The following is a 15307-nucleotide window of genomic DNA, read 5'->3' on the forward strand; positions in this document are numbered from 1 at the left end:
TTAAAACAACGTGTAAATAAATGGTGCTAGAACGGATGACTGTGCGAACACAATCAGAAGACCTAAAAGCAATAGTGTGCCGATAAGTGGAAGCAAGAAGAATTTTTGACGTTCTTTGAGAAAGCCCCATAAATCTTTGAGGAAGTCTTGTGTTGTTTCAAACATTAGAAAGGTTTCTCCATTTTTTCTCTAGGTTTTACTTGACTGATAACGCGATAAGTTGTTAAATCAGCATCTAACTTTCTTTTCATGGTGTCTTGATGAAATACACCCCGCATTACTAAACCCATTGGCATCAATAAAGCATAGAAAACAATGCTTAGAATGATGCGCGTATTAATCCAGCCTAAAACTAGGCCAATCCTCATCCAAATTTGGTAGATACCATTGAGGGTAGAGGGTGCAACGATCGCACAAACCCAAAGAATGCTAGCAATTACCCAAGGTAAAATGGGTAAAGATTCATGGTGGATCAGGGGTAGTAGACTACCGAATAAGCCAGCCGCGATCGCACCGCCAAGCAGTCCAAAATCCCGTAGTCCTTTCCGATCAAGTTGTTGTATTTCGTTCATCAGCGTTAATCTAATTCAAATTCTGTTTTCCAAGATTCATCTTTCTGGATCTGGGGTTGATCAGATTTGGCCAGGATAAAGTTCTCCAACACTAAATAATCCATCTCTGTTCTCATAAAACAGCGATAGGCATCTTCTGGGGTACACACAATCGGTTCACCCCGGACATTAAATGATGTGTTTACCAAAACTGCACAGCCAGTTTTTGCCTGAAAATGACGTAGCAACTCATAGTATCGAGGATTAGTTTGTTGATGAACGGTTTGAATCCGAGCCGAGTAATCTACGTGGGTGACGGCGGGAATTTGCGATCGCTTCACGTTTAACTTTTCAATACCAAACAATTCCTCTTGTTCTGTTGTCATGGGAATTCGCAACTCGGCTTTGATGGGTGCAACCAAAAGCATATAAGGGCTGGGACGGTCAATCTCAAAGTAGTTGGAAACCTGTTCTGCTAAGACGGAAGGGGCAAAGGGACGGAAGGATTCGCGGTATTTTATTTTCAGGTTCATCACCGACTGCATCTTAGAACTGCGAGGATCACCGATAATCGAGCGACCACCTAACGCCCGTGGGCCAAACTCCATCCGTCCAGAGAACCAACCTACAACGTTCCCTTGCTCTAGAATTTCGGCAAGATGAGGCATGAGTTTGTCATCTTCTAAATATTGATAGGGCGCATTCACAGACTGGAGATAGTCTTGAATCTCTGTTTTCCCAAAGCAAGGGCCTAGATAGCCGCCGCGCATAGCATCTCCATCGTGAGGAATGCGCGGCTTTTCATGATATTGATGCCAAATAGCTAATGCTGCCCCAACTGCTCCCCCTGCATCCCCGGCGGCGGGTTGAATCCAAATATCTCGAAAATTCGTTTCTCGCAAAATGCGTCCATTGGCGACGCAATTCAAGGCAACTCCACCAGCTAAACAGAGATAGTCTGTATTCAGTTCTTTCTTAACCGTTCTTGCCAAACGCAAAACCACTTCTTCGGTAACGTATTGGATAGAACAAGCTATATCCATTTCTCGCTGAGTAAGTTTACCCTCGCTTTGGCGTGGCGAACCACCAAACAGTTCATGAAATTTCGGGGTAGTCATGGTCAACCCCGTGGCGTAGTTGAAGTAGTCCATATTCAACCGAAACGTGCCATCTTCTTTGAGATCCAAAAGATGGTTGAGGATATGGTCTACATATTTGGGTTCACCGTAAGGCGCTAAACCCATGAGTTTGTATTCCCCAGAGTTGACCTTGAAACCCGTGTAGTAGGTGAAGGCAGAATAAAGTAGCCCTAAAGAATGGGGAAAATCAATTTCCCATTGGGGAGTTAGTTGATGGTCTTCTCCCAACCAAACCGAGGTGGTTGCCCACTCTCCAACTCCATCGAGGCACAGCACCGCCGCCCGATCAAAGGGACTGGGGAAAAAGGCAGAAGCAGCGTGCGCTTGGTGATGTTCAGTAAATAAAAGTTGGGGCAATTGCGTTTTTTTGCAATCTCCGAGGGTTGCTAGTTCTCTTTTTAACAGGGATTTTAGATAAAGCTTTTCTTTTAACCAAACTGGCATCGCGGCAATAAAAGAACGCAATCCCTTGGGCGCGTAGGCGAGATAGGTTTCTAGTAGCCGCTCAAATTTGACCAATGGCTTATCGTAGAAAACGATTTGGTCTACTTGTTGCAATCCAATACCTGCTTGTTTGAGACAATAGGCGATCGCATCTTTAGGAAATCTCGCATCATGTTTTTTACGAGAAAAACGCTCCTCTTGAGCTGCGGCAACAATGTCACCGTCAACAATTAAGGCGGCGGCACTATCGTGGTAATAAGCTGAAATTCCCAGAATATACATTTTTCTTATAGATATAATAACGGCTTAATTCATAACTCGATATCGCTCAATTTCCATAGAGTCAAACTCTTTTGTTTATTAAATGGCAAGTAGTGAATCAAAGATTGTATGGATTGCAAAATGGGATTATTGCTCATATTAAAAAAAGGTTTTTTACTAACGCTCATTAAAACTGAAAGTAAACAAAAGCTTGAGGACTGATTGCTGCAAACCGAAGTATCACTGAAACTAACATCCCATAGAAAACAGCAAAACTCCAATTGGGAATTTTACGCCACACCTCCGCGAACCAACCCTTATAGGCTGCCCAATGCATGATAATTAAAGGGATAAAAAACCATCCAATTTGGATATTTAGATTTTGAAATCCAGGAGAATTAAAGAATAGAAAACTTTTCTCTACTTCCATCGCACTGCTGAAATCATTACTCCGAAAGAAGATTGCAGAAGCACAAAACCAATAAAATGTTAGAGGCATTCCTAACATATTTCTCAGTGTCAAAAATTGCTTGTAGGGAGAAATCCAAGATGACCATTGCTTATGAACAACTACAGCGATTCCATTCAATCCTCCCCAAACGACAAAATGCCAAGCAGCACCATGCCAGAATCCAGAGGTAAGCATCAAAATGAGAATATTTCTATACCCAAACAGTTCTGTGCGTTGAGCTTTTGGTCGCATTCTCATTAAAGGGATATAAATATAGTCTCGCAGCCAGCTGTAAAGGGTAATGTGCCAACGTTGCCACAACTCAGTGATATTTCTCGAAAAGTAGGGAAAATTAAAGTTGAGAGGTAGCTTATATCCAAGTAAGCCGGCACAAGCGATCGCCATATCAGAATAGCCAGAAAAGTCGCAGTATATTTGTATAACAAAAGAAATCACAGCAATCCAGCAACTCAAGGCGGTATAAATTTCTGGATTCGTGAAATACTGGTCTACCAAGGGAGAAAGATTATCCGAAATACAAGCTTTCTTGAAATATCCCACCATAAAAAGCGTTAAACACCCCCGAAAATCAACCTCGCTTAAAGTTTTCGGAGTTAATAGTTGAGGCAAAAAAGTAGATGCGCGGACAATGGGGCCTGCAACTAATTGAGGGAAAAAAGCTACAAATAGAGAAAAATCCCAAAAACTTCTAATAGGTTTTAGTTTACCCAGATACGCATCAATAGAATAGCTCAGAGTTTGAAATGTGTAAAAGCTAATGCCTGCTGGAAGAATGATTGCAAGGGTTTTAATACTAATAGGTAGCCCCAAAAAATTTAATAAGTGTGAGGCAGAATCAGTAAAAAAGTTATAGTACTTAAAAAATCCTAATAATCCTAAATTTACAACTAAACTGAGTGCTAACCATGCTTGGCGCTGTTGTTTATTCGTTGGTTTATTCAGCAGTGTATCCCAAGAGAATATCCATCTATTTTGAGTTTCTCCATTTTGTACTGCATTGCTAACTTGAATTTCTTTTCCTGCTTTTGAACTATCGGACTGTGGTCTAGATAGCATCAAACCGACAAAATAATCAACTACTGTCGAGAGTAAAAGCAGGGAAAGAAAGCGCCAATCCCAAGCACCATAGAAGATATAACTACAGATTAACAACCAGGATTTACGATGATTGTGTTTCTGTAAAGCCCAGTAGACGCAGAAAATAAGAATAAAGAAAAAGAGAAAACGAAATTCTGTAAAAACCATATTTATGCTAATGTGTGAATTTAATTCAAGTTTTGTCAGTTCATAAGTAGCCTTCTAGCAGATCAATTCTGACTTATCGATATAGCTTGAGATAACTTAAGATGCTGAGAAAATTTTTCTGCCATAGCAAGAGTTAATTCTTGAGCGCCTTGGTAATTTAGATGTACACGATCGATTCTGTGATCGAGTTTATATAAATTAGCAAACCTTTGAGGATTATTAAAAGCGAATAAGACTGGAATATACCCTAAATCGTAAGCTTTGATAATAGCATTGTTATTTTCAAACTCTAGATTTGGAGGAATAAAAAAGATCGGCTCAATTTTGTTTTTGCTAATTTCCTTCTGGTTATTAATCTTGTAAGCAATTTCTTTAATCATTTTAATTCCATAAAGGCTGTATGTATTACTAGGTGTTATCTCTTGATTAAAATTTTGTGGGCTGGCTTTTTTTAAATCTTGTTTATAATCATCTAAAAATCTTAATGAAAAATCTTTCTTCCAGTCTTCAATATCTTTTCTCCAATCCATTGCGTAATATCCAGCTTCTTGAATTAACCTTTCCTCAGATATTTCTTCTAATGAATTTGATTTTAATAAGTTTGATGCTAATATTTTTTCTTGCCAGACACTAGAAAGCTGACCAATTCCTAATGATTGGTAAATAAAGCTTTTGAAGTTGAAATAAACATATCGAATCTTTCTTTTCCAGTTAAGATTTGATGCCAGAATTAATTGCACATTTTCTATTGTTTTACGAGGAGTATGCCAATAGATTTCTTTAGCGGAAGTAGGGGAAAATTGAAAAAAATTAACTAAAGGATCTACAAATATCCACTTTAAGTTTGCTGGTTTTAAAGCCAGAATCTTTTTTAAGTAAAAATCAATCTCTGAGACATTTGCACCGGGAATACCAAAATTAAAAGACTTTATACTCTTACCCTCTTTTACCATGAATTCGTCAAACACTTTCGGGATAACACCATAGTATGTGCTACTTGGCCCTAAAAAAATCACATCATAATCATCTTTGTGTTCAGTGAAGTATTGAAACTTAATACTGACCTCGCCAAGATTTTTAGGAGTCATAGAAGACGGCAAAACCGTATTGATGAATCCAGTAGTCGAAATCAAAGCAAGTATAAAAATTAAGCTATAAATAAAGATAACTACTGGTCTTGGTACTATTGTTTTCCAAATATCTACATTCATTGTCAGTTTGCCTTTAAAATAAACTTTTATGTTGTAAGATTTACTGCTTTATTGATATTTGTACTCATATCGCAGTTTGTTTATTGTTTATAAACAAACGTGTATGCGAATGGTGTACGGCTAAAATTTCTGAGCCGTTCAATTCTCAGAGGAAATTAAAAGCGATTTGTTTTGATTATTCCTTTGGGTGTAAAACTCGCTGGTTAGAATGGGTGCATACTTTGCAGCTTTATTTCCCTCTAAACAACTCTCAGGACAGGCAATTTCGGCATCATTATTAGGAGATGCAAAAAATGCAAAGGAATATCTTGGCTGGATGCCTTGGGATGTAAATGGTATTGCAACTTGATGCTTTGTAGCATAGACTTTATCGTTAGTCCATCGTTGCAAAATTTCTCCTGCCATGACAACAACTGTATCAGGAATAATAGGAACTGGAACTCGTTCTCCAGTTTTGGTAGAAATTTCTAAACCTTCTACTTCATGCTGAAATACATAGGTGATAGTATTGCCATCTGTATGTTCTCCCAGGCGAATATTTTGGGCTGGCGAAAGTTGAGATGCACCTGGATAATGATGCAATCCCACAGCATGATTTTGCTCAGAATGCAATTCAGTAAAATAAGACTTTGGCAGTTTCAAAGCAATAGCTAAAGCTTCAAGAACTTTCAGCGTACTTGTGTGGCAAGCTGCGAAGAATTGCAACATCGCTTCTTTAAATTCCGGTTGATTTTGTAGCCATTGGTTCGCTTGGTGAAAAGGATGATCTACTTTATTCAATTCCTCTGGGTTCATTTCTCTCCCAAAGTAAAATTGTTCGCTGAGTATGCTTGACATCCCCATCGGAATATATCCTCGGTGACAATTTTCTGTTAAAGCTATCTGTTTTTTATCTTCTAACGGCAGTGCAAAAAAATGCTTGGCTTGAGCAAATGCTTGAGCAACCAAAGTTGGGGAAATATCGTGATTTTTTAGGTAGAAACATCCCATTTCCTGTAAAGCACTGGCGATTTGATTGGCAATTAATTCTTGAGCAACCGTGTCACCCACTAAAAATAGATGGAAATCAATAACAGGAATAGGTGTGGAAATGATAGATTTTTTTGTCAGTTCGTTAATTGGTGTCATCATAAAAAACTTTGCGTACCTTTGCGTTTACAAGCTCATGCTATTTTTTCTCAGAGGTATAACCTCCTGTAGCGATTTGATTGATATATTCATGCGTGCGAATTGGTGGATAGTTGGGAGTTGCGTTTGACTCTAAGCAAGTAATTTCGGCATCGTAATCAGGAGACTCAAAATAGATAATCGAGTACCTGGGATTACTAGGGAATTTGGAAGGGAGGGGAACTCGATGTTTGGTGGCGGGAAACTTATCGTTTGTCCAGCGCTGCATTAAATCTGCAAGGATAACCAGCACTTTTCCAGGGAGGAAGGGGGCTGCAATCCATTCCCCAGCATCGTTGCAAACTTCTAATCCAGCCGTCTCATCTTGAAATATTAAGGTGATACTGCCGTAATCTGTATGTTCGGCGAAGCGCGTCTCGCCGGGAGAGGGGGGTTGTTGTAGAGGTGGATAGTGATTTATGGAGGTGTTGAAGTTGCGTTCTAGATGGAAATCGGTGAAGTAGGAATCTGGTAGTTTTAAGGCGATCGCGATCGCTTGTAAAATTCTAAAAGACGCATCACGACAATTTGTAAAAAATTCCAATAGCACTTGGCGAAACTCTTTTTGGTTTTCAGGCCATTGATTCGGTTCACCAAACTGCTGAGGAGTTACACCCGCTTCTGCTGGCGCAACGTCTAAACCAAAATTGAACGCTTCCAGCAATACCCTCTCTTTACCACGAACAACATAGCCTCGACTCGTACCAGGAATTAGTTTTGCTTGGTTTTTCTCCTCCTGTGGTAGTGCGAAAAAACTCTGGGCTTGAGCAAACACTTGCTCAACTAAGGTCTGAGGTACACAATTTTCGAGGTAAAAACATCCAGTTTCTTGAATAGCACACGAGATTTGATTGGCTACTGTTTCTTTAGCCGCAACATCACCAACCATAAATGGATGGAAATCAATCACAGGAATCGGCGTAGAAACAATTACTTGGGGTTCACGTTCTTTGATTGGGTTCATTGTTTAAAAATTCCTCTTTGTAATTCGTAATTTTGAAAGTTAGATTTAATTTTGTTTTTCTAAGTGCAGCTTTGCGTAAAATCGTAATGTTTTGAAACGCAGAGGGTCGCAAAGTAAACGCAAAGGTTTGAAGAATTTGCTTCAAATTTGTTAATTATTGATAGGATTACTTTTCAGTTCATAAATATTCCAAAATGTTCCTTGTAAAGCAGAGTGTTTTACCCCCTGAATGTGATTTCGTACAGATATCATTGATAACGAATTAACTAGATAAATAAACGGCAAATATTCTTGACTCAACTTTTGAGTTTCTGCATAAATCTTTTGTCGCTGTGCTTCATTTGCTGCTGCACCTTGAATGTAGAGATCGGCAATTTTTTGCTCCCAATCTGCTACCTGCTGCCCAGTTATCGGCGTTTGTCCAGCTTGAGGTTGGCGATTAAAAAAATGCCAGTTTCCTTTAGTAGACCAAATATTTATTGCTTCGTTGGGTTCTATCGTCATCGGAAAACCATCAATAATTTGGCAATCCCAATCCAGACGATTTGCTAATTTGTCCACAACCAATCCCACTGCAATTAAATTCAAATCTACCTGAATTCCTATCTGGCTCAAATCGTCTTTAATTAAAGGAGCCATGTTTTGCAACACTTTATTACCGACATTGGCAGTGAGCGTAAACCGGACTCGATTACCATCGACATCGAATAATTCACCTTGATTGTTGTATCGAAAACCTGCCTTGAGAAGTAAGCCTTTTGCCTTCTGAAGATTATAGTTGTAGACTGATAAACCTGCTTGCTGAGAGAGATAGTAAGGACTTTGCACTGCGATGGGTGAATTTTGTAGCGCCCCTACACCCTCAAAGAGATTGTTGAGCATACGCGGACGATTAATGCTATAAGCAACTGCTTGGCGGAATTCCACCATATTGAACCAGCGAGATTTAATCGGATCGATTAAAGGTTGACCATTTCTACGTCCTGTGTTCAAATTAAACATCATCGCGGTGGTTCCTATTTGAGAACCGCCATTATAAATTGTGAATTTTCCCTGTTTTTCTTCTCGTTTCAATAATGAAAAATAATTAGGATTCACGTCAATAAAATCAAGACCTCCAGAACGAAATTGAATTAACGCCGTATCATTGTTACTGACTGTACTTTGAACAATCCGATCAATATATGGCTGAGTATGACTTTCAAAATCTTTACGCCAGTAATAGGGATTTTTGCGAAAGGTTATCCGCTCACCTGGAATATAAGATTCTAATTTATAAGCACCGTTGCTAATAATTTGGTTGGGTGGAGTATCTGTACTCCAGATTGAAAGGAATAGCGGTCTACCTGCTGAGTCTTTTGTGGTTATAGACGATCGCAGAATGTGTTCGGGTAAAATTTCTAGTTTTGTTGTGCGAATAAAGGGAGCAAAAGGTTCTGGAAGGGTAAACTCAACGCGCCAATTATCCAGCTTTTTCACTGTAGGAAAACTGCGATTTTTGCCTATTTGCAAAAAATCTTTGGCATAAGAAGGAATGGCGGCATTTGTATAAATATCTTTATAAGTAAACACCACATCATCGGCAGTTAGTGGTTCACCATCTGACCATTTTAATCCTTTTCTTAGTGTAAAAACAACTCGCTTTTTATCTTCAGAAATTTGCCACGATCGCGCTAATGCTGGTTGAATTTTTCCTTGACCATTTTCACGAATTAGCCCTTCGTACAGGTAAGTTAAAATTCCTACTCCCTGCTGCATTAGCTGAGGATTAAAGGTGTTGGGTTCGACAGAACTACTAACGATGATTTGAGAGTTTTTTACTGGTTTGGCAAGCAAATGAGTTTGGAAACAACTAACTACAACAATTGCGAACATTCCCAGGATAAATCCTAGTAAAATTGGCAATTGCCGTCGGCGGATAGCAGTAAATTTTATCAATCTTTCCATATTTGTGTCCCCAGAAACTTCATTTACCTGCCCTACATGGCGCTGTATCCCCCATCCACCATCAAAATTGCGCCCGTCACATAAGAAGCGGCTTCAGATGCGAGAAATATCACTGGGCCTACGAGTTCCTCTGGTTTACCGCGTCGTTTCATGGGAATCACCGCACTTAGATGTTGCTGATCCTCTTGGGGCGATCGCCTAAATGTCTCAGTACCTTCCATAATGTTGTCGATGTAACCAGGAGCAAAAGCATTGACGCGAATCTGATGATCTGCCCATTCCAGTGCTAGCGATCGCACTAGTAAATTTACCCCTCCTTTGGCTGCTGTATAAGCCGCCGAGCCATTGATTCCCACTACACCCCCGATTGAAGAGTTCATGATAATTGAGCCACCTGTCCCTTGTTCAATCATTTGTTTTGCGGCTAGTTGAGCGCAATGGAAGTATCCTTTCAAATTGACGTTGATGATGTTATCCCACTCCAACTCTTCTAAGTCAGCCGCCGATTTGATGATGTCAATTCCGGCATTACACACCATGATGTCAAGCCTGTGATAGTGCGCCACGGTTTGCGAAATCAGGCGTAAACAGTCTTGGCGATTTCTGACATCGGTGGGAATTGCGATCGCTTCACCTCCAGCCTCCTGAATTATTTGTGCGGTTTTTTCTGCTTCGGTTGCTTTAATATCAGCAACTACAACCTTTGTGCCTACAGATGCTAATCCTTGAGCGATCGCTCTGCCGATTCCTCGTGCAGATCCGGTGATAATGGCAACTTTATTTTTTAGGTCGAAAAGGTAGGAGTCCACAATTTTTTTCTAGTTTGAGTCAGAGTGATTTTAAAATTCAAGATTCATCCGAACCAAGAGCGCCAAGTTAAGGACTGCTATATATAGGAATCCGGTTTGATTCCTGAATTTACTTGTGTGGGTAGGGAATAGGAAAGAAAGCATAGATCAGTACTGAGTCTTGTTCAACAATTAAATAGGAGTCCTATAAATTGTTTTGTAAATCGTAGATAGCTTCTGCTTGCTGAACTATAGTAGTTTTTTCAAATAGGTCAATTAAAGGTAACTCCACTTGCAAAGCTTGCTGTAGTTTGTATATTAGTTGCAGAACAAGAGCAGAATTTCCTCCCAGATCAAAGAAGTTATCTTGAGTACTAATATGTTCTAATCCTAAAACTTCTTTCCAAGTAGCTAGAATGACTTCTTCTGTAGGGGTGGCAGGTTCAATAAAATCATTGTCAGATTTTTTTGTATTTACTGGCAATCTGAAATTTTGAATTGGTAAGTTTTCTCCTTCAGATAAAAAGGGAAGTTCGTTAAGACGTTGCTCAGGATTAGTCACAATATATTCAAGCAAACTTTGAAAGATTGTTACCATTTTGGAAATAGTAGCAGCTTCAAACAAATCGGTTTTGTAGACTAGAGCGCCTTCAATTCCTTCTGATGTTTCTTGGAGTGTCAAATTTAAATCAAATTCGGCTGTGTCTTTGGTATCAGTTGCAATAAACTCCTCTTTTAAAGTCAAGTTTGCTAGTTTTAAATCATCTTCTGGAGTGTTTTGAAAAACAAACATCACCTGAGCTAGCAGTGTGTAACTAGAGTCTCTAACTGGTTGCAGTTCTTCTAGTAGTTTGATGAAAGGCATTTCCTGATGTGTATACACTCCTAAAGCCACTTCCCGCACTCGCCGCAGTAGTTCGCGGAAGCTGGGATTGCCTTCTAAGTTGGTGCAGAATGGCAGTAAATGGACAAAGAAACCAATCAATCCTTCTGTTTCTGGGCGGGTACGATTGGCAACGGTGCTGCTCACAATGATGTCTGGTTGTCCTGTGTAGCAGAAAAGTAATGTTTTGAGTGCTGCTAACAAGGTCATAAATAGGGTTACGCCTTCCTGCTGACTCAATGTCTTGAGTGCTTTGGTTAAGTCTTTAGAAATTACCAATGGTTGACGCGCACCTGTGAAGGTTCGCACGGCTGAGCGTGGATGATCAGTTGGCATTTTCAAAACTGGCGGGGTAAGACCTAAATGTTGTTTCCAGAATTGCATCTGTGATTCCAAAACTTGCCCCTGCAACCATTGCCTCTGCCAATGGGCAAAGTCTGCATATTGAATGGGTAACTCGGCCAGGGGTGAGGGTTTACCTTGAGAAAAAGCTTCGTAAAGGGTTGCCATTTCTTGGGTTAACACGCTGAAAGACCAACCATCAGCAACAATATGGTGGGTAGTGACAACAAGCAAATGCTCGGTTTCGCTCAAACGCCAAAGCTTACTCCGCAATAATGGCCCCCGCGCTAAATTGAAAGGCTGCTTAATTTCTTTTTCGGCTTGTTGTTTCGCTTCAGATATGTCTTGTACGTCTATTACGGCAAAATCAAATATAGGTTCGGGAGAAATTACATAAACTACTTGTCCGTTCTTAAGCTTAAAGGTGCTTCGGAAGGTTTCATGTCGTCGCACAATTTCCGTTAAAGTCTGCTCCAACGCTTTCACATCCAGCGAACCCGTGACGCGATAGACTAGCGGCAGGTTGTAAACAGGATTACCTGGATAGAATTGCTCGAAAAACCAAAATTCTAACTGAGTTAAGGAGATTGGCAGTATTTCATCCTGCGATGTCTGCGACGGACTACGCCAACGTTCCACTTTTAATGGTGTAATTTCTTGCTGATTAGCTGCCTCAACTGTTCTAGCTAAAGTTGCGATCGCAGGAGATTCAAATAAACTTCGTAGGGGTAATTCGATCTTAAATGCTTTGCGTGTCAGAGAGATAACCTGAGTCGCAAGTAATGAATGTCCTCCTAAATTAAAGAAGTTGTCGTAAATTCCAACTTGTTCTAACCCTAAAACATCCCTCCAGATACCTGCCAAAATTTCTTCGGTGGGAGTCCGGGGTGCAACAAAAGTTTGGGCTAATTCTGGTCGGTTGGTCGTCGGTTCGCTCAAAGCGCGACGGTTAACTTTACCATTGGGGGTCAAGGGGAAGGACTCTATCTGCACAAAAGCCGATGGAATCATGTACTCTGGCAACTGGTCTTGCAAAAAATTACGCAACTGTTCGATGCTGAGAGTCTGTCCTTGAATTGGTACGAAGTAAGCGACTAAATATTTTTCTCTGGCACTTTGCCCAAACACCTTAGCCACTGCTTGGTTAATTTGGTGATGTTTACTCAAGACTGCTTCAACTTCACCAAGTTCAACCCGAAAGCCCCGAACTTTTACTAAATCGTCGATGCGTCCTACAAATTCAATGTTGCCATCTGGTAAATATTTAGCTAAGTCACCAGTTTTGTATAGTCTTCTGCCTCCTGCCTCCTGAAACGGATTTGGGACAAATTTTTGCTCTGTCAAATCTGGGCGGTTGAGGTAGCCACGAGCTAAACCATCACCGCTGACGTACAATTCGCCAGGAACACCAATTGGCACGGGTTGGAAATTGCGGTCTAATAGATAAACTTGTACGTTGACGGCAGGTTTACCAATTGGTGGATAAATTGGCCACTCTTCTGGCTGGTCGCTAAATTCATAAGCTGTAACTAAATCTGCTTCCGTAGGGCCGTAGAAATTATAGAGTCTACAATTCTCCAGACGTTGAAACAGCTTAATCATTGGTTGAGTAATCTGGAGTTGTTCGCCACAAGCGATCGCTTCTCTAATATTCTCAAATAGATGTTCTTCCTCTCCGTATATTTCTGCTAATTGTTGCCATAAGGTGACAGGAAGGAAAACTTTGGCGATTGGTTCTTGAGCAAGTAACTGAATTAATTTATCTAAATCCTTGCGATCGCTTTCACCAATCATATACAGCGTGCCGCCTAAACCCCACGCCGCAAACATTTCGTGATAGCTGACATCAAAACTCAGGGAGGCAAACTGAAGAACACCCACACCTGTTGTCATCTTCGCTTGATGGTGTTCTATTAAATTGGTGAGCGATCGATGGGGAACAAGAGTCCCTTTAGGAGTTCCTGTAGACCCAGAAGTGTAAATTACGTAAGCTAAATTATGCGCTTCTGCATCTATCTGAGGATTGATATCAGATTCTTTGGCGATCGCGTCCCATCCCTCATCTACCAAAATTAGATGGTGGTGGAAATCTTTCTCCAGTAATGGCTTTAAACTAGCTTGAGTTAAGACAACGGTTGCACCAGTATCCGCCAGCATAAATGCTAAACGCTCCGGGGGATAGGTGGGGTCAAGTGGAACACAAGCACCGCCAGCTTTCAGGGTTCCTAATATGGCAACTGCTGCTTCTAGAGAGCGTTCCAGACAAATCCCCACAGGTGCATCTGGTTTGATACCCAACTTTTGCAGATAGTGCGCTAGTTGATTGGCGCGTTGATTTAACTGTCGGTAGGTCAATTGTTGATTTTCATACACCACCGCCACAGATTCGGGTGCTTTTTCAACGTGCTGCTCAAATAATTGATGGATGCAATCATTGATGGGTTGGGCTGCTTGGGTAGCATTCCACTGTACTAGCAGTAAATCTTTTTCTGCTGGTGTGAGTAGCGGTAATTCGCCTATACTGCGATCGCGTAACTCAACAATTCCCTGCAATAGGGTGAGTAAATGACCGATCATCCGATCAATTGTATCTGCGTCAAAGCGAGTGCGATCGTAGTTGATTTTAATTACCAGTTCTTCACCGGGAATTGCCACCACCGTTAAGGGATAATTTGTTTCTCCAAGGGCTTGGCGATCGCTTATTCTTAAATTACCCGGTAGTGCTTGTAGGGTCGCATTTACAGGATAATTTTCAAACACAACAATGCTTTCAAATAAAGGTTGATTCCGAGGAATCTCACTCGCGCCTTGAATATCTACCAGTGAACTGTACGAATACTGCTCCCGTTCTATATTCTCTTGTTGCAATTGCACTAACCAAGGCAATAAATCAGCAGTTTCAGGAATTTTTACTCGTACAGGTAGGGTATTAATAAACAACCCCACTATCGACTCTACGCCAGATAAGTTATGAGGACGACCAGACACCGTAGCCCCAAATACTACGTCAGGCTCACCACTGTAGCGACTCAGTAACAGCGCCCAAGCTGCCTGTACCAAGGTAGAAACGGTGAGATGATGTTGTTGGGCAAAAGATTTTAAGGTAGTAGTGGTCTCGGCTGATAAATGTTGGTGTCGAATATAACTTGTTTGCTGGTGAGCAATCTGCCCTACAGCTTGCTCCACAACCAAAGGAGTAGAAGCAGTAAAACCCTCCAGAGTTCGCCGCCAAAATCCCTCTGCACTAGACAAGTCTTGCTGCTGCAACCAATTAATGTAGTCTCGGTAAGGGCGAGTTGGGGCTAAATATAATTGTTGATTATTGGTGATGGACTTGTAGAAAGCAAAGATTTCCTTGAAGAGAATCGGCCAACTCCAACCATCAAGCAATATATGATGAAAACTCCAGACAAAATGATAAGTTTCATCTGCTAACCGAAATAAAACAAATCGCATCAAGGGAGATTTGTCAAGCTCAAAACTTTGCTCTCTATCTGTATTTAAGAAAGCATCAATCTGCGATTGTTGTTCATTGGTCGAAAGTAAACGTAGATCCCTATTAATCCAAGGTAAATTAACCTGTTTACGCACTACTTGGACTGGCTGTTTACGGTTCTTCCAAACAAAAAGAGTCCGTAACGATGAATGTCTTTGCACCACTTGTTGCCAAGCTTCTTCAAACGCGATCTTGTTTAATTCGCCATGAAGAATAAAGCGAAACTGCTCAAAGTATATTCTTGATTCTGGCTGATAGAGAGTATGAAATAGCATCCCCTGCTGCATTGGCGAAAGGGGATAGATGGCTTCAATATCTTTATTTTTATTTTGACTTTGTATAACTACCATTACTGTATTTTTGGAATATATATTTTTTTAATTAATCGCCAAGCGAA

Annotated in this window: 10 protein-coding genes; all 10 read right to left on the reverse strand. The window is 40.6% G+C overall.

The genetic code is table 11. The annotated features are described in order from the left end of the window. A complete protein-coding gene (locus tag RRG12_RS27225) occupies positions 1-165 on the reverse strand; it encodes a DUF5989 family protein (protein WP_334835613.1) in 165 nt (54 codons plus the stop codon). Beyond that, positions 165-572 (reverse strand): SxtJ family membrane protein, encoded by a 408-nt coding sequence (locus RRG12_RS27230; RefSeq protein ID WP_420761314.1) that lies wholly within the window; start codon positions 570-572, stop codon positions 165-167. The genes RRG12_RS27225 and RRG12_RS27230 overlap by 1 nt, the downstream gene beginning before the upstream one ends. A 5-nt stretch (positions 573-577) precedes the next feature. Continuing rightward, positions 578-2416 carry a carbamoyltransferase gene (locus tag RRG12_RS27235; RefSeq protein ID WP_420761315.1) on the reverse strand — a complete coding sequence of 613 codons (1839 nt, stop codon included), beginning with the start codon at positions 2414-2416 and terminating at the stop codon, positions 578-580. A gap of 166 nt (positions 2417-2582) precedes the next feature. Then, on the reverse strand, positions 2583-4112 hold the full coding sequence (locus tag RRG12_RS27240; protein ID WP_420761316.1) for an MBOAT family O-acyltransferase: 1530 nt from the start codon (positions 4110-4112) through the stop codon (positions 2583-2585). Positions 4113-4174: 62 nt separating this feature from the next. Continuing rightward, complete coding sequence (locus RRG12_RS27245) at positions 4175-5323, reverse strand: hypothetical protein (protein WP_420761317.1); 1149 nt, start codon at positions 5321-5323, stop codon at positions 4175-4177. Positions 5324-5461: 138 nt separating this feature from the next. Next, entirely contained in the window at positions 5462-6454 is a 993-nt protein-coding gene (locus tag RRG12_RS27250) for an isopenicillin N synthase family dioxygenase (RefSeq protein WP_420761318.1), read from the reverse strand. A gap of 37 nt (positions 6455-6491) precedes the next feature. Then, positions 6492-7454: an isopenicillin N synthase family dioxygenase gene (locus RRG12_RS27255; RefSeq protein WP_420761319.1), complete on the reverse strand. Its 963-nt coding sequence runs from the start codon at positions 7452-7454 to the stop codon at positions 6492-6494. A 150-nt stretch (positions 7455-7604) separates the two neighbouring features. Beyond that, positions 7605-9401, reverse strand: a complete 1797-nt coding sequence (locus tag RRG12_RS27260) for an ABC transporter substrate-binding protein (protein ID WP_420761320.1) — start codon at positions 9399-9401, stop codon at positions 7605-7607. 32 nt (positions 9402-9433) lie between these two features. After that, complete coding sequence (locus RRG12_RS27265; RefSeq protein WP_420761321.1) at positions 9434-10210, reverse strand: SDR family NAD(P)-dependent oxidoreductase; 777 nt, start codon at positions 10208-10210, stop codon at positions 9434-9436. A gap of 184 nt (positions 10211-10394) precedes the next feature. Next, entirely contained in the window at positions 10395-15260 is a 4866-nt protein-coding gene (locus RRG12_RS27270) for an amino acid adenylation domain-containing protein (protein WP_420761322.1), read from the reverse strand. Positions 15261-15307: the final 47 nt, after the last annotated feature.

The sequence above is a fragment of the Nostoc sp. CALU 546 genome (assembly GCF_048836525.1).

Bases quoted from the DNA above. Each gene is read 5' to 3' on its own strand.
- RRG12_RS27225 (WP_334835613.1), bottom strand. From the start codon at position 165: ATGTTTGAAACAACACAAGACTTCCTCAAAGATTTATGGGGCTTTCTC.
- RRG12_RS27230 (WP_420761314.1), bottom strand. From the start codon at position 572: ATGAACGAAATACAACAACTTGATCGGAAAGGACTACGGGATTTTGGA.
- RRG12_RS27255 (WP_420761319.1), bottom strand. From the start codon at position 7,454: ATGAACCCAATCAAAGAACGTGAACCCCAAGTAATTGTTTCTACGCCG.
- RRG12_RS27235 (WP_420761315.1), bottom strand. From the start codon at position 2,416: ATGTATATTCTGGGAATTTCAGCTTATTACCACGATAGTGCCGCCGCC.
- RRG12_RS27270 (WP_420761322.1), bottom strand. From the start codon at position 15,260: ATGGTAGTTATACAAAGTCAAAATAAAAATAAAGATATTGAAGCCATC.
- RRG12_RS27245 (WP_420761317.1), bottom strand. From the start codon at position 5,323: ATGAATGTAGATATTTGGAAAACAATAGTACCAAGACCAGTAGTTATC.
- RRG12_RS27240 (WP_420761316.1), bottom strand. From the start codon at position 4,112: ATGGTTTTTACAGAATTTCGTTTTCTCTTTTTCTTTATTCTTATTTTC.
- RRG12_RS27260 (WP_420761320.1), bottom strand. From the start codon at position 9,401: ATGGAAAGATTGATAAAATTTACTGCTATCCGCCGACGGCAATTGCCA.
- RRG12_RS27250 (WP_420761318.1), bottom strand. From the start codon at position 6,454: ATGATGACACCAATTAACGAACTGACAAAAAAATCTATCATTTCCACA.